This is a genomic window from Luteibacter sp. SG786, assembly GCF_011759605.1.
GTDB lineage: Bacteria > Pseudomonadota > Gammaproteobacteria > Xanthomonadales > Rhodanobacteraceae > Luteibacter.
Window position 1 is genome coordinate 203,386 of the sequence record NZ_JAAOYX010000001.1, and the last position, 18,884, is coordinate 222,269.

Sequence of the window (18,884 nt, forward strand, 5' to 3'; positions counted from 1 at the left end):
CCAGGCTCAGTACGCCGCGCCCGATTCGCCGTAGCGGCGCAGCACCTCGCGTGCCTCGTCGCGGCGGATGTCGCTACGCACGGCGATGCCGCGACGCTCCAGTTCGCCCACCCAATCCTCCGGCAGGGGGCCTTCGTCGAAGGGGGTGAGTTCTTCCACGTCCTCGGCACGCGCGCCGATAAGCAACGCGTCGATGCCTGCCCAGACGGTGGCACCGAAACACTGGCAGCAGGGTTGCGAGCTGGTCGCGAGGACGAAGCGGTTGCCGTCTTCATTAAGCCGGAACCGTTGCAGGCGCTGCTGGGCCGTCATGTACGCCATCATCTCGGCATGCGCGGCCGAACAGTTGTGCGGCACCACGCGGTTGACGCCCACGGCGACGATACGGTCGTTGCCATCGAACACCACGGCGCCGAACGGACCGCCCGTGCCGAGGTCGACATTGAGCCCCGACAACTCGATGGCCAGGCCGACCTTGGCGTCGTCTCCGGCGTAATCCACCGACGTGTTCACCGCCTCGTGCACCCAGGCGGGAAGGGTGAGATGAACCTGCGCGTACAGCATCAGGCCTGCTTCGCCCAGGAATCGCGCAGGGTCACCACCCGGTTGAAGACGGGCGCGGCGTGCGTGTGGTCGTGCATGTCGGCCACGAAGTAGCCCAGGCGCTCGAACTGCATGCGGTCTTCATGCATCGCCGCCGCGGCGGCGGGCTCCACATAGCCGTGCACGATGCGGCGCGAGTGCGGGTTGATGTGGTCCTTGTACGTCTTGCCGTCGCTGTCGTCGTCCGGATCGGTAACGTCGAACAGCCGGTCGTACAGACGGACGATCGCAGGCACCGCGTCGCGTGCGCTCACCCAATGGATGGTGCCCTTCACCTTGCGGTCCGCGCCCGGCATGCCCGTGCGGGTTTCCGGGTCGAGCGTGCAGCGCAGCTCCAGCACCTGACCATCGGCGTCCTTCACCACCTCGTCGCAGCGCACGATGCCGACACCGCGCAGGCGCACCTCGCCTTCCGGTTTCAGGCGATGGAACCCCTTCGGCGGCACTTCGGCAAAATCTTCCCGCTCGATCCACAGCTCGCGCGAGAACGGCACGCTACGGGTACCGAAGGATTCGTCCTTGGGATGGTTCGGGAACGTCAGCGACTCGGCATGGCCTTCGTCGAGGTTCGTGATCACCATCTTCAGCGGATCGATCACGGCCAGGCGGCGCGGCGCCGTGGAGTCGAGATCTTCGCGCACTGCGCCCTCGAGCACGCTCATGTCGATGGTGCTGTTCTGCTTGCTGACGCCGATGCGCTCCCAGAACAGGCGAATGCCCGCGGGCGTGAAGCCGCGGCGGCGGACGCCCGCGATGGTGGGCATGCGTGGATCGTCCCAGCCGTCCACGAGGTTCTCGGCCACCAGCGTGATGAGCTTGCGTTTGCTCATCACGGTGTAGTTGAGGTTGCCGCGGGAGAATTCGATCTGGCGAGGCTTGCTCGGCGAGGTCGGCAGGCCGGCCTTCAGCAGTGGCTCCCACAGTTCGGGATCGTTCGCGAGATCCACCTTGTCCACGCACCAGTCGTACAGCGGGCGATGGTCTTCGAATTCCAGCGTGCAGAGCGAATGGGTGATGCCTTCCAGCGCGTCGGACAGCGAATGCGCGAAGTCGTACATCGGGTAGATGGGCCACGCGTCGCCGGTGTTCTGGTGGTGCACCTTGCGGATGCGATACAGCGCCGGGTCGCGCAGGTTGATGTTGCCCGACGCCATGTCGATCTTCGCGCGAAGCGTCTTGCTGCCGTCGGCGAACTCACCTGCGCGCATGCGCTGGAACAGGTCGAGGTTCTCTTCCACGCTGCGATCGCGATACGGCGAATTGCGGCCGGGTTCGGTCAGCGTGCCGCGGTATTCGCGCACTTCGTCCGCGCTGAGGTCGTCCACGTAGGCCACGCCGAGGCGGATCAGCTTCAGCGCCGAACGATAGAACACCTCGAAGTAATCCGATGCGTGGCGGAGTTCCGCCCAGTCGAAGCCCAGCCATTTCACGTCGCGCTGAATGGCCTCGACGAACTCCAGGTCTTCCTTGGAAGGATTGGTGTCGTCGAAACGCAGGTTGCACAGGCCGCCGAACTCGGCGGCGAGGCCGTAGTTGAGGCAGATCGACTTGGCATGGCCCAGGTGCAGGTAGCCATTCGGTTCGGGCGGGAACCGGGTGCGGATCTGCGCATGCTTTCCGGAGGCCAGGTCGTCCCGGACGATCTGGCGGATGAAGTGCTGCTGCAGGACGGGCGTTTCAGTCGACATCGCGAAGGGCTCGAAGGTGGGGCGCGGCAAAAGGTCAAGTTTACCCCAGGGAGCTTGCCGAGCGCCCTGTCGGCGGGGTAGCGTGCTGCCATGCGTATCGCCTACCACGCCGAATCCCTCATCGACGCCCATCTGGTGAAGGATGCGCTCGAACGTGCGGAGATCCCCGCGTTCATCGCGGGCGAGTTCCTCACCGGCGCGGTGGGACAGTTGCCGGCCCGCGACTTCCTCGCCGTGATGGTTCCCGAAGCCGCGGCCGAAGCGGCGGAAGGCATCGTGCGCCAGGTCGACGCCCGGCTGGCCGAGGCCCGTGCTGCAGCGGCCTCCGACGACGACTTCGGTTCGCTCACCTTGCCGGCCTGAGCGCCCGCGTTACCTCGCCAGGAACCCCATGCAGGCCCTTCTCGATCTTGTCCGCGACGTACCGGACTTTCCGCGCCCCGGCATCATGTTCAAGGACATCACGCCCCTGCTCGCCGACGCGGCCGCGTTCGCGGCATGCATCGACGCGCTGTGCGAGCCGTGGCGTGGCCGGGACATCGGGGCCGTCTGCGGCATCGAGTCGCGCGGCTTCATCTTCGGTGCGGCCATGGCCCGGGCGCTCGGCGCCGGGTTCGTGCCATTGCGCAAGGCGGGCAAGCTTCCGCCGCCGGTGGTCGGCGTCGACTACGGTCTGGAGTACGGCCTGGACCGCCTGGAGATCGGCACGCACGCCGTTGCCCCGGGCGAGAAGGCGGTGATCGTGGACGACGTGCTTGCGACGGGCGGCACCCTGGAAGCCGCGCGCCGTCTGGTGGAGCGCCTGGGGGCGGAAGTCGTCGGCGCCAGCGTCGCTATCGAACTGGCCGGTCTCAATGGTCGCGCGCGTTGGCCGGGCCACGTGCCGCTGCACGTGTTGATCCAGTCCTAGGGCACCGCTCTCAGTGGGCCGCGACGGCCTCGTCCCGCAGGCTTTCGACCAGCACGATCTCGCACCCGCCGGCACCCGTGTCCTCGCGCGTCAGCGACGTATTCCAGTGCCAGCCGTCGTCGCGTTTCACGTCGACGAGGAAACCCTCGACGTGGACGACTTCGCCCGTGCGCACGTCGCGCAGCGCGCGGGCTGCCTCGTCGTTGGCCGGGATCATGTGCATGTTCGCGCTCGAATCCTCGATCTCGTGGCGGGGAATCGGGAACTGGTCCGTATACCAGTAGTAGAAGCGGTTCGATTGCGAAATGCGGATATGGTCCAGCACCGCGCTGTCCGACATGCGTCCCCAGCCCATCGCCAGGTCGGTCGGGGCGATCGGCGCAAGGTCGTCGAGCTGGTAGTCCTCCCGCGACAGCACCCGGGCCGTCATGGCGAACGTGGCGCGCGGGCTCAACGTGAAATGCCCCCGGCTCAGCGTGGTGCCGCCGCCGACCGGTTCCTGTTCCGGTACTTCGGCGGCGAGGACGCCGGGTTGGTTGTGCAGGGGCCGGTGCTTCCACCAGGAATAACCGCCCCAGGTACAGACCAGGAGCAGGACGACAAGCCAGACGCGCATCGGTGGGTGGGACCGTTCAGGGGGAGGGAAAGGCAACGGCTGTGCCGGCGCCCGGTTGACCCGTACCGCAACCGTGCGTGGTCAGGAGGTCGGCGGGAAGGTCGCGGATCACCGCGGCCAGTGCCTCGAAGAACGGTGTCATGGCGGAACTTTTCCGCCAGAGCATGGCGATACGACGGCTGGGCGCGGGCGCCTCGAACTCCACGAGTTGCACGTTCGGCGACTGCGCGACGGGCGGTTTCACCGCCAGGGCGGGCAGGAGGGTGATACCGACGTTCGCCGACACCATCTGCCGCAGCGTTTCCAGGCTGGTGGCGCGGAACCCGGACTTCTCGCCGGCGCCAGCGAGGTGGCATACCTCGAGGGCCTGGTCGCGCAGGCAGTGCCCGTCCTCCAGCAGCAGCAGGTCCTGGTCCGAGAGGTCTTCCATGCGGAGGCTGTCGCGGGAGGCCAGGGGGTGCCCGCCAGGCACCGCCAGCACGAACGGCTCCTCGAAAAGGAACTCGGTGTGCAGCGAGTCGTCATGCACGGGCAGGGCCAGGATGCCGGCGTCGAGCGTGCCCTCGCGCAGCATGTGCAGCACCTGCTCGGTCTTTTCCTCCCGCAACAGGAGTTCCAGCCGCGGGAACCTCTGGCGCAGGCGCGGGACCACGTGCGGCAGCAGGTACGGCCCCAGCGTAGGGAAGATGCCAAGCCGGATGGTGCCCGATTCCGGATCGCGCGTGCGTTGGGCGATCGACTTGATCTCGTCGATCTGCGACAGCACACCGCGTGCCCGCCGGGCGATTTCACGCCCCGTTTCCGTCAGGAGGACTTTCCGCGGTGTACGTTCCACCAGCGCCACGCCCAGCTCATCCTCGAGCTTGCGGATCTGGGTAGAGAGGGTGGGCTGGCTGACGAAGCTCGCTTCGGCCGCGCGGCCGAAATGGCGATACTCCGCCAGCGCGACGAGGTAGGACAGGTCGCGGAGGTTCATGGTGGCTGCCTCGAAGGAGCTCGTGATAGGTGCAGCCTATCACATTCATGCCTACAATCGATTTGGAATATGTGTACCAGGCCGGTAAGCTTGGTCGTAGAAGTTCAACCAACCCCCCTTAACGGAGAGTCTAAATGCTGAGCATTGGCGACAAGTTCCCCCAGTTCAACCTGAAGGCCGTGGCCGGTGGCCCGCTCGCCAACAAGATCGAGGACGCTTTCGTCGACGTGACGGACAAGTCCTATGAGGGCAAGTGGAAGCTCGTCTTCTTCTACCCGAAGGACTTCACCTTCGTGTGCCCGACCGAGATCAAGGGCTTCAGCGACCTCAACGAGAAGTTCGCCGACCGCGACTGCCAGGTGCTGGCCGTGTCGACCGACTCCGAGTTCGTCCATCGCGCCTGGCGCATGGACCACGCTGACCTGAAGGACCTCAAGTTCCCGATGCTGGCGGACATCAAGAAGGACCTGACCACGGCCCTCGGCATTCTGACCGACGAAGGCGTTGCCCAGCGCGCCACCTTCCTGGTCGATCCGAACGGCGAGATCCAGTTCGCCTACGTCACGGCCGGTTCGGTCGGCCGTAACCCGGACGAAGTGCTGCGCGTCCTCGACGCCCTGCAGACCGACGAACTGTGCGCCTGCAACTGGAAGGCCGGCGACGAGACCCTGAAGGTCGCCTAAGGCAAGTCAAAGACCCACGCCGCGTCCCCCCTCCCTCACGCGCGGCGTGGGCACCCTGGCGGTGAAGTCCGCTTCACCGCCCCCTTATTCCCCGATACACGCCCTTCGCGTACCCACGTGAACCGGTGCCGCCGGCGCCGAGACATTCCGTGCCCCTATCCTGAAGATCAGAAGACAAAGGTGCATTCATGAGCGTCGCCGACCTGCGCAGCCAGCTTCCCGAATATGCGAAAGATCTCAAGCTCAACCTCGACACGGTGCTGACCGAAACGGGCGCACCGGGACTCAGCATGGCTCAGATCGCCATGGTCGCGCTTGGTTCGGCCTATGCCGCCCGCTTCAAGCCGCTGACGGAAGCCGTTGCCGCTTTCGCCGCCGAACACGCCTCGCCGGAGCAGCTCACGGCGGCCAAGGGTTCGGCCGCCATCATGGGCATGAACAATATCTACTACCGCTTCCAGCACCTGGTGAGCCATCCGGAATACGAGACCATGCCGGCGAAGCTGCGCATGAATGTCATCGGTGGCTACAAGGGCGATGCGAAGAACGATTTCGAACTCGTCTCGCTGGCCGTGTCGGCCGTGAACGGCTGCGGCATGTGCATCGACTCGCACGACCGCGTGCTGCGCGAAGGCGGTATCACCGTGCAGGCGATCCAGAGCGCGGTGCGCATCGCTTCGGTGATCCACGCGGTGGCCGTGGTGCTCGAACAGGCCGACGCTGCGGGCTGAGCAGCTCGTGGGTTCTTTGGGAAAGGCCGCGTTTAACGCGGCCTTTCTTCTTTGTGCGAGACGCTCCGCGCACATCCACGCGAGGAGGGTTGGTCATGAGTTACGTCGACGGCTTCGTGGCACCGGTTCCTGTCGCCCGGCTGGGCGAATACAAGAAGATGGCCCGCCTCGCAGGCAAGATATGGATGGAATTTGGCGCGCTCGCGTATTCGGAGTGTGTGGCGGACGATGTGAAACCCGGCAAGGTCACCTCCTTCCCCCAGTCCGTGAAGCTCAAGCCGGACGAGGTCGTGGTGTTCTCCTGGATCGTCTACAAGAACCGCCGGGATCGCGATCGCATCATGAAGAAAGTGATGGAGGATCCGAGGCTTGCAGCCTTCGCCGATCCGAAGAACCTTCCCTTCGACGGCAAGCGAATGTTCTTCGGCGGGTTCAAACCCATCGTGGAATTCTAGGCCCCAGGTAAGTCCTGACGCACTGCAGCGAAACCAGGGGTGCCTTCTGGCACGTGTCGAAAGTCACCCCTGTTCCCACGATGGAGGGATTACCCACAGGGAGTCCCACCTGCCATGCGTCGTTTCGTCCGCCCCCTCGTTCTCACCGCGCTCGCCGCCTGCTGCGGCGCCGCGCTTGCCGCCGGCACGGACGCCGCGCCCCTCGGCCACCTGCCTACCTGGGCCCAGCCGGAGTCCTACAAGCTGTCCTTCAAGGTGGACCCGAAGCAGGAGAACTATTCCGGCTCCACGACGATCCGCGTCAAGCTCGCGCAGGCCTCGGACTTCATCTGGCTGCACGGCAAGGATCTGAAGGTGTCCAAGGTCACCGTCACCGACGCCGCCGGCAAGAAGCACGAGGGTAAGTACACCGTGGCCGCCGAGAAGGAAGGCGTCGCCAAGGTCGACCTGGGTGCGAAGCTCGACGGCGAGATCACCGTGGCCATCGATTTCACGGCGCCCCTGAACAAGCAGCTGCAGGGCCTGTACAAGGTCTCGCACGAAGGCATTCCCTATGCCATGACGCAGATGGAGCCGGTGTCGGCGCGTTATGCCTTCCCAGGCTTCGACGAGCCCTCGTTCAAGGTGCCGTTCGATATCAGCCTGACCATCCCCTCCGACGACCAGGGCGTGGCCAACACCGCCCAGGTCAAGGAAGAGAAGGCGGGCGCGGGTTGGAAGACGCTGACCTTCTCCACCACGAAGCCGTTGCCGACCTATCTCGTCGCGTTCGCCGTTGGCCCGTGGGACGTGGTCAAGGGCCCCGACATCACGCCCACCCAGTACCGCTCCACAGCCACCCCGCTGCGCGGCATCGCCGCGAAGGGCGAGGGTCACCGCATGCAGCACGTGCTCGGCGAGACGAATTCCATCATCCATACGCTCGAGGACTACTACGGATTCGGGTATCCGTAGGACAAGCTCGACCTGCTCGCCGCCCCCGACTTCAGCGCGGGCGCGATGGAGAACGCTGGTCTCGTCACCTTCCGCGACTGGTTGCTGCTGATCGATCCGGATTCCGCTGCGCAGTACGTGCGCGGCTCGTTCAACGTCAACGCGCACGAGCTGGCCCACCAGTGGACCGGTGACACCGTCACGATGGCATGGTGGGACGACCTCTGGCTCAACGAGGCGTTCGCCACGTGGATGCAGCAGAAGGTCACCACCAAGGTGCACCCGGAATATCGCGCCGACCTCGATCGCGTGCGCGGTGCGCAGGGCGCCATGAACAACGACAGCCTGGTGAGCGCGCGCAAGATCCGCCAACCGATCACGGGTAACGGCGACATCGAAACTGCGTTCGACGGCATCACGTACCAGAAGGGTGCGGCCGTTCTCGGCATGTTCGAGGGTTATGTCACCGACCCGGTGTTCCAGAAGGGCATGCGTGCCTATATCCAGAAGCACAAGTTCGCCAACGCCACGGCGGACGACCTGATCGACGCCATCGCCGAAGCCGCAGGCCAGGGCGACGCGTTCAAGAAGGCCTTCCGCAGCTTCCTCGACCAGTCCGGTGTGCCCTATGTCGCCACCGAAGTGAAGACCGAAGGCGGGAAGACGGTGCTGCACCTGGCCCAGAGCCGCTACCTGCCGCTGGGCAGCACCGGCGACGCCAACCGCGTGTGGGGCGTGCCGATGTGCGTGCGCTACGGCACGGAAGGTGGCGGCAACAAGGTGAAGTGCGAACTGTTCGACAAGGCGACCGGCACCATGGTGCTCGACGGCGCGGCGAAGAACAGCTGGGTACTGCCGAACGCCGACGGCCGCGGCTACTACCGCTTTGCGCAGAGCAAGGCCGATCTCGCTGCTCTTTCGAAAGTGGTGGGCAGCCTGAGCGATGCCGAGCAGCTGGCATACGCCGATGCAGTTCGTGCCGGATTCCAGCATGGCGAACTCGACGCCGGCGACGTGCTTGCCGCATACAAGCCGCTCACTGCATCGAAGACCCGCGAAGTCTTCACGGCACCGATGGGTACCTTCGGCTGGATCCTCTCGAACGAAGCGCAGACCGATGCCCAGCGCGAGCACCTGCGCAAGTGGGCCACCGACGCCTACCTGCCGAAGCTGAAGGAACTCGGCTACCGCAAGAAGGCCGGCGAGCCCGACAACGACACGCTGACGCGTACCGTGCTGGCCGGCTTCCTGGCCGACAAGGACATCGGCGTGCCCGAAGTGCGCGCTGAACTGCTGAAGCAGGGCGACGCCGCACTGAAGACGAAGGACGGCCACCTCGACCTCGAGGCCGCCGATGCCGATCTTCTTGGCGACGCCCTGGGCGTGGCGGTGCAGGAACGCGGCGCCCCTGCCGTCGATGCACTGATCGCCGAGATTCCGAAGACCTCGGACCCGGCGAAGCGCAATGCCATGCTGTCGGCCCTCGCCGAGATCAAGGACCCGGCGCTGGCGAACAAGGCTCGCGACTTCGCGCTCAGCAAGGACGTGAAGGTGGGCGAAATGGCCATGGTGTTGCGCGGCGGCCGCGACTCGGAAGCGTCGCGCTCGCAGATGTGGAAGTGGTTCCTCGCGAACTACGACAAGATCGTGGAGCGCACGGGCAGCTTCGCCGGCGGTCGCCTTCCGGCACTGGCTGGCGGCGGCGGTTGCTCGAAGGCCGAAGCCGATCGCCTGAACGCGTTCTTCAAGCCGCGCCTTAACCAGGTGAGCGGTGCGGAACGCGGCCTGGCCCAGACCAGCGAGGAAATCCTCCTGTGCTCGGCGCAGAAGGCCAAGCAGGACCCGAAGGCCATCCTGCGCTGATCCTTCGTCACTGCGTGTAGCAAAAAGCCGGGCGAGCGATCGCCCGGCTTTTTCATTTCATGGCGTGCTTCAACGTCTTCGTCCAGGTGTAATCGGTTGGAACAATGGCGTCGGAACCTTCCGGAACGCCATCGCGATCCACGGCATAAGAGAAGATCCCCGCCTTTGCTCCTTGGACAGGATTCCATTGGGAGTAGGCATAGGCTCGACTTGTTTCTATGGGAGGCCGGGTGTCTCCCCAGCGTGGGCCTCGCTCTTCATAGAACGAGAAGCCAATGGCGTACTTCGAAGGGGGGATCTTATCGGCGTAGGTATCGAAGGTCATCTGTAAGCTCGCCGGATCCGCGCTCCGTCCATAGGACTGAATCAACACATAATCGACGAGCGTGTGCACGGCCGTGAAAAGTGCATTCGTCCCGTTCTGGTTCGTGTCGTAAATGAGCAGCTTTCCAGTCCCTGCGATCGGCCCCAGTCGGCGGGACAAGGCCTGAAAGACACCCGTGGCTCTGCGAAGTTGTTCAGCGGTCAGGCCGCGCTCCATGTCCACATCCAGCCCATCCAGGTCGTATTCCTCCACATAGGTGGCGTAGAGGTGTTGCGCGAGCCTCTCATAGCCCTCGGCGTCGTCGGAAAAGGCAGGATCGTAGAGGAGGCTGATGTCCACGGTACGAACTACTTTCGTCCCACGAGCGCGCAGCGTGGGTACGTAAACCGTCTTCAATGCCTGCCAGAATGTCTCTCGATCTTCATCCTCCGGAAAGACGAAGGCGATATCCACTTCCGGCGGAAGATCGCCCATGGACGTCTTGTTTTCCAGGGGATTTGAAGCGTAATCGCGCCACGTTCTGAAGTAGCACGCCATGAACGGTTGAGCCTGCTTCGTGTCGGTCACCATGAGACAACTCCCTTTGTTTCATCTCGATGCTACGGCTAGGCGTCGGGTCGATCTATATCCCCTGAGTCGTAGGTGCAATTCGGGCGTTTCCGGCAAGGGATGCGAGGAGTTTCAATGCTGGTGGAAAACGAACTCTTTCACATCGCGCATCACCGGCGCACCGCGGTGGATCGGACCCAACGCGAAAACGAGGCCTTCGTGCCCCAACCCCGGATAAAGCTTCAACGCTACCGGCTCACCCATCTGGCGGTAACGTCCTTCCATGGATATGGCCTCGGAAGGAAACACCTCGGTGTCTTCCTCGCCTTGCAGCAGAAGCGCAGGCGGTTCGTCGCCGTCGACGAAGTTGATGGGTTGCGACTGCGCCTGCTCGGCGGGCGTGTCACCGAACATGGCGACGTACCTGGGCTCGTCCAGTGGCAGGAAGTCGTAGGCGCCCGCCACGCCGATGAAGCCGGCGAGGTCGCGGGGCTTCATGCCTACCGTGCCCAGCCATCGCTTGTCTGCGGCAAGCATCGCAGCGATGTGTCCGCCGGCCGAGTGGCCCATGACGAAGAGACGCGACGGGTCGCCACCGAACTCCGTTGCATGATCGCGCGCCCAGCGAACAGCGTCCGCGCCGTCGTGCAGGAAGCCGTCCATGCGCACGGCGGGCGAGTGGCGGTAATCCGGAATCATCGCCACCATGCCTTGCGCCGCCAGTGCTTCGCCCATCCACCGATACCATTGCCGTTTTCCGGTGGTCCAGTCGCCGCCGTAGAAATAGACGACGACGGGCGCGCGGTCGGCGTGGGCCGGCGCATAGACGTCCAGTGAAAGCTTCTCCGTTGCGTCGAACACATGGTCGCGGCGGGCAACGACATGCGCGTCCGGCTCCAGCGCGTTCACCGCGCCGAAGAAGGTGGCGTGGCAACCGGCGAGCAGCAGGATGGCAGGAAGGATGGCCAAGGCACGCATCGCGGCATTGTAGGTGCTCGGCCCGTTAGAATCGCGGCATGACCGATATCCGCACGATCTTGCGCGAGGCTTCCGTCGCGCTGGGCGACCGCCTCGAAGCCGAACTGTTGCTGGCGCATGCGCTCGGCGTGGATCGCGCCTGGTTCTTCGCGCACGCCGAGGAACGGCCCGACGAGGCGCGCATCGCACGCTTCAATGCTTTGCTCGCCCGTCGCACGAACGGCGAACCCATCGCGTACATCCTCGGTCGCAGGGATTTCTGGTCGCTGCCCCTGGAGGTCACGCCCGCCACGCTGATCCCCCGTCCCGAGACGGAGCTACTGGTGGAGCAGGCCTTGGTGCGCTTGCCCGAAGGCGGTCGCGTACTCGATCTGGGCACGGGCAGTGGCGCCATCGCGATCGCGATCGCCAGCGAACGCCCCGACGCTGACGTGACGGCCGTCGATGCGAGCGCGGCGGCCCTTGCCGTCGCGCGTCGCAATGCGCAGCGCCTCGGCCTGGGTCGTGTGTTCATGACGGAAAGCGACTGGTACGCCGCGCTGGGCGATCGGCGTTTCGATGTGATCGTCAGCAACCCGCCTTACGTGGAAGCGGGCGATCCGCATCTGGAGCAAGGCGACCTGCGTTTCGAGCCGTCGTCCGCCCTGGCTTCCGGCCCAGACGGCCTCGACGATATCCGCCGTATCGCGCGCGGCGCCTATGGGCACCTTACGGATGGCGGGTGGCTGCTCGTGGAGCACGGCTGGAACCAGGCTGCCGCGGTTCGCGACATCTTCATCGGCGAGGGATTGGTCGACGCGTTTACCGTGCAGGATCTGGAAGCCCGCGACCGGGTCACCGGCGCGCGGGCAGGCTGACCGCGATCAGCTTGCGCTGGCCACCGGCGTGGCGCAGAACTGCGGGAAGCGCTTCCGGACGGCATGGCGGACCTGCGGCAGGTCGAGCCCCGCCATGGTGAGCACTTCCTCGCGGCTGCCATGCTCGAGGTATACGTCGGGCAGGCCGAGATGCAGGATCGGCAGGGTGATGCCGTGTGCCGCGAGGCACTCGGCCACGCCCGCACCGGCGCCGCCGGCGATGGCGTTGTCCTCGATGGTGACGAAAGCCTTGTGCGTGCGCGCCAGTTCGAGGATCAGCTCCTCGTCCAGCGGTTTCACGAAACGCATGTTTACAAGGGTGGCGTCCACTTCGGCCGCGATGACGGCGGCAGGCGCGAGCATCGTGCCGAAGGAAAGGATGGCGAGGCCATGGCGGCCACGGCGGCGGACTTCGGCCTTGCCGATGGGGTAGGTCTCCAACTCGGCCGACAGGGGCGTGCCGGGGCCGGTGCCGCGCGGATAGCGCACAGCGGCCGGACCGTCGTAGCGGAATCCGGTGCTGAGCATGGTGCGGCATTCATTCTCGTCGGCCGGCGCCATGATCACCATGTTCGGCAGGCAACGCATGAACGAGAGGTCGAAGCTGCCCGAGTGCGTGGCACCGTCCGGACCGACCACGCCCGCGCGATCGATGGCGAAGGTGACGTCGAGGTTCTGCAGGGCCACGTCGTGGATGGCCTGGTCGTAGGCGCGTTGCAGGAAGGTGGAATAGATCGCCACCACCGGCTTCGCGCCTTCCACGGCCATGCCGGCGGCGAGCGTCACCGCGTGCTGCTCGGCGATCGCCACGTCGAAGTAGCGCTGCGGATATTCCTTCGAGAAGCGGACGAGGCCCGAGCCCTCGCGCATGGCAGGCGTGATGCCGAGCAGACGCTCGTCTGCCGCGGCCATGTCGCAGAGCCAGTCGCTGAACACGTCGGTATACGTCGGTTTGGCCGGCGCGCCCTTCTTCACGAGACCGGCCACCGGGTCGAACGGGCCGACCGCGTGATATTCGATCTGCGCCTTCTCGGCGGGCTCGTAACCCTTGCCCTTGGTGGTCATCACATGGAGCAGTTGCGGGCCGGGAAGGGCCTTCACCGTCTCCAGCGCATTCACCAGCTGGGCCATGTTGTGGCCGTCGATGGGCCCGGTGTAGTGGAAGCCCAGTTCCTCGAATAGCGTGGAGGGTACGAACATGCCCTTTGCGTGTTCCTCCCAGCGCTTGAAGAAGCGGCCGAAGAGGGACTCGCGCGGCATCGCCTTCTTCGCGCGCTCGCGCCAGGCGTTGAGCGTGCGACTGGACATGGCGCGCGCCATCATTTTCGTCATCGCGCCCACGTTCTCGCTGATCGACATGCCGTTGTCGTTGAGGATCACCAGCATGTTGGGCTCGATGTCGCCGCCGTGGTTCAGGGCTTCGAAGGCCATGCCGGCGGTCATCGCGCCGTCACCGATCACGGCCACCACCTTGCGCGGGTCGCCGCGGCGCTGGAGCGCCACGGCCATGCCGAGCGCGGCGGAGATCGACGTGGAGGAATGGCCCACGCCGAAGGTGTCGTACTCGCTTTCCTCGCGACGCGGGAAGGGCGCGAGGCCGTCCTTCTTCTTGATCGTCGTGATGCGGTCGCGCCGCCCGGTGAGAATCTTGTGCGGGTAGCACTGGTGGCCGACGTCCCACACCAGGCGGTCGGTCGGGGTCTCGAACACGTGGTGCAGGGCCACGGTGAGTTCCACCACGCCCAGGCCCGCCCCGAAGTGGCCGCCGGACGAGGCCACGGCCTCGATCAGGTAACGGCGCAGTTCGTCGGCGATGGCCGGAAGCTCGTCCACCGGAAAGCGCCGGAGGTCCGCCGGCGAATCGATCTGCGCCAGATAAGGGTAGCGGGAAAGGTCGTTCATCTCCGTATTGTTCGCCTACGGAGGTGTCGGGGCAAGGGACAGGGCGTGAACAAACGCGGGCGGTGGGTTCAGGCCGGCCGCCGGTCCCGTGGCAGGTGGCTGACGAGAAACTCCATCTGATCCGCCAGGATATTGCGGTTGGACAGGATCAGGTGCTCCACCCAACTCGGGCGGTAGGGGACCGCCAGAAGCGGCATGTTGGCCTGCTGCGGCGTACGGTTGCTCTTGCGCAGGTTGCAGGCCAGACAGGCGCTGACCACGTTCTCCCACTCGTCGGCGCCCTTCTTGGACAAGGGAACCACATGGTCGCGGGTGAGTTCGTGGCGGGTGTACTGGTGGCCGCAGTACAGGCAGATGTGCCGGTCGCGGGCGAAGAGGGCGGTATTCGTGAGGGCCGGCGCCGGGTCTATGGCGTGCTCGCGGCAGTGGCCCGTGCTGGCCACGATCGGGTGCAGTTCGAGGCTGCTGCGCAGGCCGCTGGCCCGGCTGATGCCACCGCGAACGGTGACGCAGGGCTCGCCCAGGGTCCAGGCCACCACGCCCCTGACATAAAGGCAGACGGCGTCCTGCCAACTTATCCAGTCCAGGATGCGGCCCGCCGCATCGAGGGACAGCACCCGCGTGGCATGCAGCGCGGTCACCCTCGGCAGGTCTTCTTGGAGCACTTCCATCGTCATCGTGTCTCGTCCTTCACATAAGCGAAAGAGCGTTCCAGCAAGTCGAACTCCGTGCGGATCGGGGGGCCGACCCCAGGCCCTCGGGGGCCCTTCGCCCGAGCATAGCCGATAATCGCGTGGAAAAAGCGTTCGGCAGGTACGGTTCTTGCGGGGCTTCTACTGTCACCCGCCACTGCTATAGTGGGGGTTCGCATTCGAGCCCGGCGGGTTTGGAAGGGGGGCCGGGGTGGCTTCCCAGGTCTGACGGGTCCATGAGGGTTACACAGTGGCAGAAGTGCTTTTCTACGAGCGTCCGGTTCCCCTGAACCGCACCGCCCACCGCGACCTGCGTCTCAAGGCCGTGAACAACATCCGTTTCGCCGCCGCGGCGCACTCCGTGCCGCTCACGGGTGTGGAGTTCGCGCCCGCCGCGCGCGACTTCCCGATCCTCTTCGCCGGCAACTCCATCGAGGAAGCCGGTCCGATGGCACTCCTGGGCCTGCGTCAGGGCGAAAACCTGCTCGTCGGCGACAACGGTTTCTGGGAGCAGGGCATCTACATCCCCGCCTTCGTGCGCCGCTATCCGTTCGTGCTGGCCGAGAAGCCGGCGGACGCCGAAGGCGACGACTTCACCGTGTTCCTCGACGAGGCCTATGAAGGCTTCAACAACGAGGAAGGCGAGCGTCTGTTCAACGAGGACGGCACCGATGCGCCGGCCCTCACGAACGCCGTGAACTTCCTGGGCGAATTCCAGGACCACGTGGCCCGCACGCAGTGGTTCATGGGCAAGCTGCGCGAGCACGACCTGCTCGAGCCGCGCACCATCACGCTGCAGAAGGAAGGCAAGGGCATCAACCTCAACGGCCTCTTCGTCATCAACGAGGAAAAGCTGCGCGCCCTGGACGAGAAGACCGCACAGGAATTCCTGCGCGAAGGCGCCCTCGGCTGGATCTACGCGCACCTCGTGTCGCTGGCCAATATCGACCGCATGGCCGCGCGCCTCGACGCCCGCGAGCAGCAGGAAGCGGCGACGGCGAAGTCCTGAGTTTCCGCGATTCGCACAAGAAAACCGCCCCTCCCGGGGCGGTTTTTTTTTGGGGCTTTGTGCGTTTTCGGGGGACTGCGGCTTCGCTACTTGGCGCTTGCTGCGTTCGCTTCGTAGGGTGGGCTCGCCTTTGGCCGCAGGCACGACGATAGTTGGGAGTCTCTCGCGTGTTATGTAGGAGCGCGCCCTGCGCGTTCCTACCATGCCCCGTCAGCACAAGAGACGAATCGCGACGCTCTCTGTGGGAGCCGGCTACGCCGGCGATCCCGCGGCAGCGGGCCATCTCGCCGCGAGCACCCATCGCCGCTGAAGCGGCTCCCACACAAAGCGAAGCGGCTCCCACAGGAGCGCGATGCGACGGCATCACAGTGTCCCCACCGACCGTCGTGCCTGCGAAAGCAGGCACCCAGCGCCCCGGTCGGCAAGATGCGAAAGCACACCATCGGCTCGCGCCTTGCTCTCCCAACAACAACCCGCACCGTCGGTACTGGCTCTCAAGCCACGGCACAGGCGCCGATGCGAGGCCGAACAGGCGAGCCCACCCTACGAAGCGAACCCCACACTGATTCCACGAAACGACGTCACACCACGCACCCCGCAAATACGCGATGAACCTTTTTTTGGGCTCCCCGCCATGGGGGGCGGCCACCTTACCTTACGGGTTTGGCCAGCCTCATGAGGTCGGTATCGAAGCCGTGCTTCGTGTACATGTCGCGGGCGCGTTCGTTGCCTGGGAATACGGCCAGCGTGACGAACTGGCAGCGGTGTTCCTTGGCCCAGGCATACGCATGGTCGAGAAGGAACTTGCCCGCGCCGGTGCCTTCGTAGGCTTCGGCGACCGCGATGTCCGAGATGTGGCAGTTGTCCCGGTGGGTGAAGAAGTCTTTCGTCCTCTGCAGGTGCACGAATCCCACCGGCTCGCCGTCTTCGTTCTCCGCGACGAAGATGTAGCTGTTGGACGGCTGCTCGTCGAGGTGCTTCACGAGGTCGGCCTCGATGCCTTTCAGGCAATCGGTGCGCGTGCGCCCGTTGGGAAGCGGGAAGTCGACGAAGCGGTGGAGCAGACCCAGGATGAATTCGTCGTCGTCGCTCTCGGCGAGACGGATCAGAAATGGGGAATCGCTCATCGTATGGGGCACCGTCTCGGTCGAAGGTCCGGGCAGAGCCTTTTTCTACACCTTCGCGCGGGCGGGCGAAAGCCCCGCGCGCATGGTGTGGGAGCCGTTATAGCGGCGAAAAGCCGACAGGGCCCTTGAAGCGGCGAGGTATGTTCCCCTCGCCGCCATGGCGGCTCCTACGGGTGCAGGCCCTCAGAGCAGTTCCGGCAAGGTCGCCACGCCTGCCTCTATCGCCGCCTTGTGCACGTGGATGCGCGGCAGGATGCGGGCGAAGTAGAAGGCGGCGGTGTCCCGCTTGGCTTGACGGCGCTCGCTGGAGAGCCGGGAGCCTTCGGCCGTGAGCACGCTCCTGGCCCAGAAGTACGCCAGCGTGACGTAGCCCGAAAAATAGAGGTAGTCGACCGCGGCGGCACCGAGTTCTTCCGGATTTGCCTGGGCCGATTGCGCGATGGCCTGGGTCAGGTCGCCCCATGCCTTCGCGGCCACGGCCAGAGGGCCCACGAATGCCTTGACCGCATCGTTGGCCTGGTTTGCCTGGCAGAAGGCGGATATCTCGCCCAGGAAATGCTTCAGGCCGGCGCCCTGCAACTGCATGATCTTGCGCCCGAGCAGGTCCAGCGCCTGGATCTGCGTGGTGCCCTCGTACAGCGTGATGATGCGGGCGTCGCGCACGAATTGTTCCATGCCGTGCTCGGCGATGTAACCGTGCCCGCCGAAAATCTGCAGGGCTTCCTTCGTGCATTCCTGCGCCGCCTCGGTAAGCAGGCCTTTGGCGATGGGAATGAGGAACGACAGCAGTTCACCAGCCGTCTTGCGCTCCTGCGCGTCCGCCGCGCGGGCCTCGATGTCGCCCTGCAGGGCCGCGTAGGCGGCCAGCACGCGGCCGCCTTCCACGAACGCGCGCTGAGTCAGGAGCATGCGGCGCACGTCGGGATGGACCGTGAGCGGATCGGCCGGCTTGTCGGGGAGCTTCGGACCGGAGAGCGCGCGCATCTGCAAGCGCTCGCGGGCGTAATGCAGGCTGTTCTGTAGCGCACGCTCCGAAACCGCGAGCCCCTGGATGCCCACGGCGAGGCGTGCCGCGTTCATCATCGTGAACATCGCCATCAGGCCCTTGTGCGGCGGACCGACAAGCCAGCCCTCGGCCTCGTCGAAGTTCATGACGCACGTGGCCGAGCCCTTGATGCCCATCTTGTGTTCGATGGCGCCCGCGGCGACGGCGTTGCGCTCGCCCATGGCACCGTCCTTGCCCACCTTGAACTTGGGCACCACCAGCATGGAAATGCCGCGGCTGCCGGCGGGTGCGTCCGGGAGGCGGGCCAGCACGAGGTGCACGATGTTCTCGGCGAAGTCGTGTTCGCCCGCGCTGATGAAGATCTTGGTGCCGGTGACGCGGTAGCTGCCATCGCCGTTCGGTTCCGCGCGTGTCTTCAGCAGGCCCAGGTCGGAACCGGCCTGCGGTTCGGTAAGGCACATGGTGCCGGTCCAGCGGCCTTCCACCAGCGGCTTCAGGAAGACTTCCTTCTGCCAGTCGTCGCCGTGGTGTTCGAGCGCGTCGGTGGCTCCGTGCGAGAGCAGGGGATAGATGCCCCAGGCCAGATTGGCCGAGTCGATCATTTCCTTCGTGAGCGCCCCGACGACCGCGGGTAGCGCCTGCCCGCCGAAGGCCTCGCGCGCGGTGAGGCCCGCCCAGCCGCCTTCCGCGTACTGACGGTACGCCTCCTTGAAACCCGCCGGCGTGGTGACCGTGGCGGTGTCCTTGTCGTAATGGCAACCCTCGGCATCGCCGGAGGCGTTCAATGGGGCCAGCACCTGCTCGTTGAAGCGGGCGGCCTCGTCGAGCACGGCATCGATGAGGTCGCGCGTGTGTGCCTCGCCGCCCTCGAGGCGGCCGAGTACGGCTTCGGCGCCGAGCACGTCGTAGAGCGCGAAACGCATGTCATCGAGCGGGGCTTTGTAAAGCGTCATGGAGAATCCTGTGCGGCGGTCGGTGGCG

The 18,884-nt window shown here is 65.5% G+C and carries 17 protein-coding genes and 1 pseudogene; 8 read left to right on the forward strand and 10 right to left on the reverse strand.

What is annotated here, in order from left to right; all coding sequences use genetic code 11:
• Positions 1-6: 6 nt before the first annotated feature.
• Both FHS47_RS00835 and FHS47_RS00840 read right to left on the reverse strand, forming a co-directional pair.
• Positions 7-564 carry a nucleoside deaminase gene (locus FHS47_RS00835; protein WP_167021903.1) on the reverse strand — a complete coding sequence of 186 codons (558 nt, stop codon included), beginning with the start codon at positions 562-564 and terminating at the stop codon, positions 7-9.
• The gene (locus tag FHS47_RS00840) at positions 564-2,291 is read right to left on the reverse strand and encodes a glutamine--tRNA ligase/YqeY domain fusion protein (protein ID WP_167021904.1); all 1,728 of its coding nucleotides are present in this window, start codon (positions 2,289-2,291) and stop codon (positions 564-566) included. Before FHS47_RS00840 ends, FHS47_RS00835 begins: the two co-directional genes overlap by 1 nt.
• A gap of 90 nt (positions 2,292-2,381) precedes the next feature.
• Here FHS47_RS00840 and FHS47_RS00845 point away from each other — a divergent pair, with 90 nt between their 5' ends.
• Both FHS47_RS00845 and FHS47_RS00850 read left to right on the forward strand, forming a co-directional pair.
• Entirely contained in the window at positions 2,382-2,654 is a 273-nt protein-coding gene (locus FHS47_RS00845) for a DUF2007 domain-containing protein (protein WP_167021905.1), read from the forward strand.
• A 28-nt stretch (positions 2,655-2,682) separates the two neighbouring features.
• A complete protein-coding gene (locus FHS47_RS00850; protein ID WP_167021906.1) occupies positions 2,683-3,201 on the forward strand; it encodes an adenine phosphoribosyltransferase in 519 nt (172 codons plus the stop codon).
• Between the two features lie 10 nt (positions 3,202-3,211).
• Here FHS47_RS00850 and FHS47_RS00855 read toward each other — a convergent pair whose 3' ends face one another.
• Entirely contained in the window at positions 3,212-3,817 is a 606-nt protein-coding gene (locus tag FHS47_RS00855) for a hypothetical protein (RefSeq protein WP_167021907.1), read from the reverse strand.
• Between the two features lie 16 nt (positions 3,818-3,833).
• Positions 3,834-4,793 (reverse strand): DNA-binding transcriptional regulator OxyR, encoded by a 960-nt coding sequence (oxyR, locus tag FHS47_RS00860; RefSeq protein WP_167021908.1) that lies wholly within the window; start codon positions 4,791-4,793, stop codon positions 3,834-3,836.
• Positions 4,794-4,927: 134 nt separating this feature from the next.
• Between oxyR and FHS47_RS00865 the strand changes: the two genes are divergently transcribed.
• The 4 genes and pseudogenes from FHS47_RS00865 to FHS47_RS00880 all read left to right on the forward strand — a co-directional run bounded on the left by FHS47_RS00865 (position 4,928) and on the right by FHS47_RS00880 (position 9,458).
• Positions 4,928-5,476 carry a peroxiredoxin gene (locus tag FHS47_RS00865; protein ID WP_167021909.1) on the forward strand — a complete coding sequence of 183 codons (549 nt, stop codon included), beginning with the start codon at positions 4,928-4,930 and terminating at the stop codon, positions 5,474-5,476.
• Positions 5,477-5,664: 188 nt separating this feature from the next.
• Complete coding sequence (locus FHS47_RS00870; RefSeq protein ID WP_167021910.1) at positions 5,665-6,207, forward strand: carboxymuconolactone decarboxylase family protein; 543 nt, start codon at positions 5,665-5,667, stop codon at positions 6,205-6,207.
• Positions 6,208-6,302: 95 nt separating this feature from the next.
• Positions 6,303-6,662 (forward strand): DUF1428 domain-containing protein, encoded by a 360-nt coding sequence (locus FHS47_RS00875; protein WP_167021911.1) that lies wholly within the window; start codon positions 6,303-6,305, stop codon positions 6,660-6,662.
• 114 nt (positions 6,663-6,776) lie between these two features.
• Positions 6,777-9,458 (forward strand): annotated as a pseudogene (locus FHS47_RS00880) (M1 family metallopeptidase).
• A 52-nt stretch (positions 9,459-9,510) separates the two neighbouring features.
• On the opposite strand, the gene FHS47_RS00885 reads toward FHS47_RS00880, so the two are convergent.
• Positions 9,511-10,353: a glycosyl hydrolase family 18 protein gene (locus FHS47_RS00885; RefSeq protein WP_208381719.1), complete on the reverse strand. Its 843-nt coding sequence runs from the start codon at positions 10,351-10,353 to the stop codon at positions 9,511-9,513.
• 111 nt (positions 10,354-10,464) lie between these two features.
• A complete protein-coding gene (locus FHS47_RS00890) occupies positions 10,465-11,301 on the reverse strand; it encodes an alpha/beta hydrolase (RefSeq protein WP_167021912.1) in 837 nt (278 codons plus the stop codon).
• 47 nt (positions 11,302-11,348) lie between these two features.
• On the opposite strand from FHS47_RS00890, the gene prmC reads away from it, so the two are divergent.
• On the forward strand, positions 11,349-12,167 hold the full coding sequence (gene prmC / locus FHS47_RS00895; RefSeq protein ID WP_167021913.1) for a peptide chain release factor N(5)-glutamine methyltransferase: 819 nt from the start codon (positions 11,349-11,351) through the stop codon (positions 12,165-12,167).
• Positions 12,168-12,173: 6 nt separating this feature from the next.
• Here prmC and dxs read toward each other — a convergent pair whose 3' ends face one another.
• On the reverse strand, positions 12,174-14,069 hold the full coding sequence (gene dxs, locus FHS47_RS00900; RefSeq protein ID WP_167021914.1) for a 1-deoxy-D-xylulose-5-phosphate synthase: 1,896 nt from the start codon (positions 14,067-14,069) through the stop codon (positions 12,174-12,176).
• A gap of 68 nt (positions 14,070-14,137) precedes the next feature.
• Entirely contained in the window at positions 14,138-14,740 is a 603-nt protein-coding gene (locus FHS47_RS00905) for an HNH endonuclease (protein ID WP_167021915.1), read from the reverse strand.
• Between the two features lie 271 nt (positions 14,741-15,011).
• On the opposite strand from FHS47_RS00905, the gene FHS47_RS00910 reads away from it, so the two are divergent.
• Positions 15,012-15,770 (forward strand): SapC family protein, encoded by a 759-nt coding sequence (locus tag FHS47_RS00910; RefSeq protein WP_167021916.1) that lies wholly within the window; start codon positions 15,012-15,014, stop codon positions 15,768-15,770.
• Between the two features lie 650 nt (positions 15,771-16,420).
• Here FHS47_RS00910 and FHS47_RS00915 read toward each other — a convergent pair.
• Positions 16,421-16,897 carry a GNAT family N-acetyltransferase gene (locus FHS47_RS00915; RefSeq protein ID WP_167021917.1) on the reverse strand — a complete coding sequence of 159 codons (477 nt, stop codon included), beginning with the start codon at positions 16,895-16,897 and terminating at the stop codon, positions 16,421-16,423.
• A 183-nt stretch (positions 16,898-17,080) separates the two neighbouring features.
• On the reverse strand, positions 17,081-18,856 hold the full coding sequence (locus FHS47_RS00920) for an acyl-CoA dehydrogenase C-terminal domain-containing protein (RefSeq protein WP_167021918.1): 1,776 nt from the start codon (positions 18,854-18,856) through the stop codon (positions 17,081-17,083).
• Positions 18,857-18,884: the final 28 nt, after the last annotated feature.

Excerpts from the sequence above, each read along its gene's own strand:
- FHS47_RS00835 (WP_167021903.1), bottom strand. The coding sequence starts at position 564 with ATGCTGTACGCGCAGGTTCATCTCACCCTTCCCGCCTGGGTGCACGAG.
- FHS47_RS00840 (WP_167021904.1), bottom strand. The coding sequence starts at position 2,291 with ATGTCGACTGAAACGCCCGTCCTGCAGCAGCACTTCATCCGCCAGATC.
- FHS47_RS00845 (WP_167021905.1), top strand. The coding sequence starts at position 2,382 with ATGCGTATCGCCTACCACGCCGAATCCCTCATCGACGCCCATCTGGTG.
- FHS47_RS00850 (WP_167021906.1), top strand. The coding sequence starts at position 2,683 with ATGCAGGCCCTTCTCGATCTTGTCCGCGACGTACCGGACTTTCCGCGC.
- FHS47_RS00855 (WP_167021907.1), bottom strand. The coding sequence starts at position 3,817 with ATGCGCGTCTGGCTTGTCGTCCTGCTCCTGGTCTGTACCTGGGGCGGT.
- oxyR (WP_167021908.1), bottom strand. The coding sequence starts at position 4,793 with ATGAACCTCCGCGACCTGTCCTACCTCGTCGCGCTGGCGGAGTATCGC.
- FHS47_RS00865 (WP_167021909.1), top strand. The coding sequence starts at position 4,928 with ATGCTGAGCATTGGCGACAAGTTCCCCCAGTTCAACCTGAAGGCCGTG.
- FHS47_RS00870 (WP_167021910.1), top strand. The coding sequence starts at position 5,665 with ATGAGCGTCGCCGACCTGCGCAGCCAGCTTCCCGAATATGCGAAAGAT.
- FHS47_RS00875 (WP_167021911.1), top strand. The coding sequence starts at position 6,303 with ATGAGTTACGTCGACGGCTTCGTGGCACCGGTTCCTGTCGCCCGGCTG.
- FHS47_RS00885 (WP_208381719.1), bottom strand. The coding sequence starts at position 10,353 with ATGGTGACCGACACGAAGCAGGCTCAACCGTTCATGGCGTGCTACTTC.
- prmC (WP_167021913.1), top strand. The coding sequence starts at position 11,349 with ATGACCGATATCCGCACGATCTTGCGCGAGGCTTCCGTCGCGCTGGGC.
- dxs (WP_167021914.1), bottom strand. The coding sequence starts at position 14,069 with ATGAACGACCTTTCCCGCTACCCTTATCTGGCGCAGATCGATTCGCCG.
- FHS47_RS00905 (WP_167021915.1), bottom strand. The coding sequence starts at position 14,740 with ATGGAAGTGCTCCAAGAAGACCTGCCGAGGGTGACCGCGCTGCATGCC.
- FHS47_RS00915 (WP_167021917.1), bottom strand. The coding sequence starts at position 16,897 with ATGAGCGATTCCCCATTTCTGATCCGTCTCGCCGAGAGCGACGACGAC.
- FHS47_RS00920 (WP_167021918.1), bottom strand. The coding sequence starts at position 18,856 with ATGACGCTTTACAAAGCCCCGCTCGATGACATGCGTTTCGCGCTCTAC.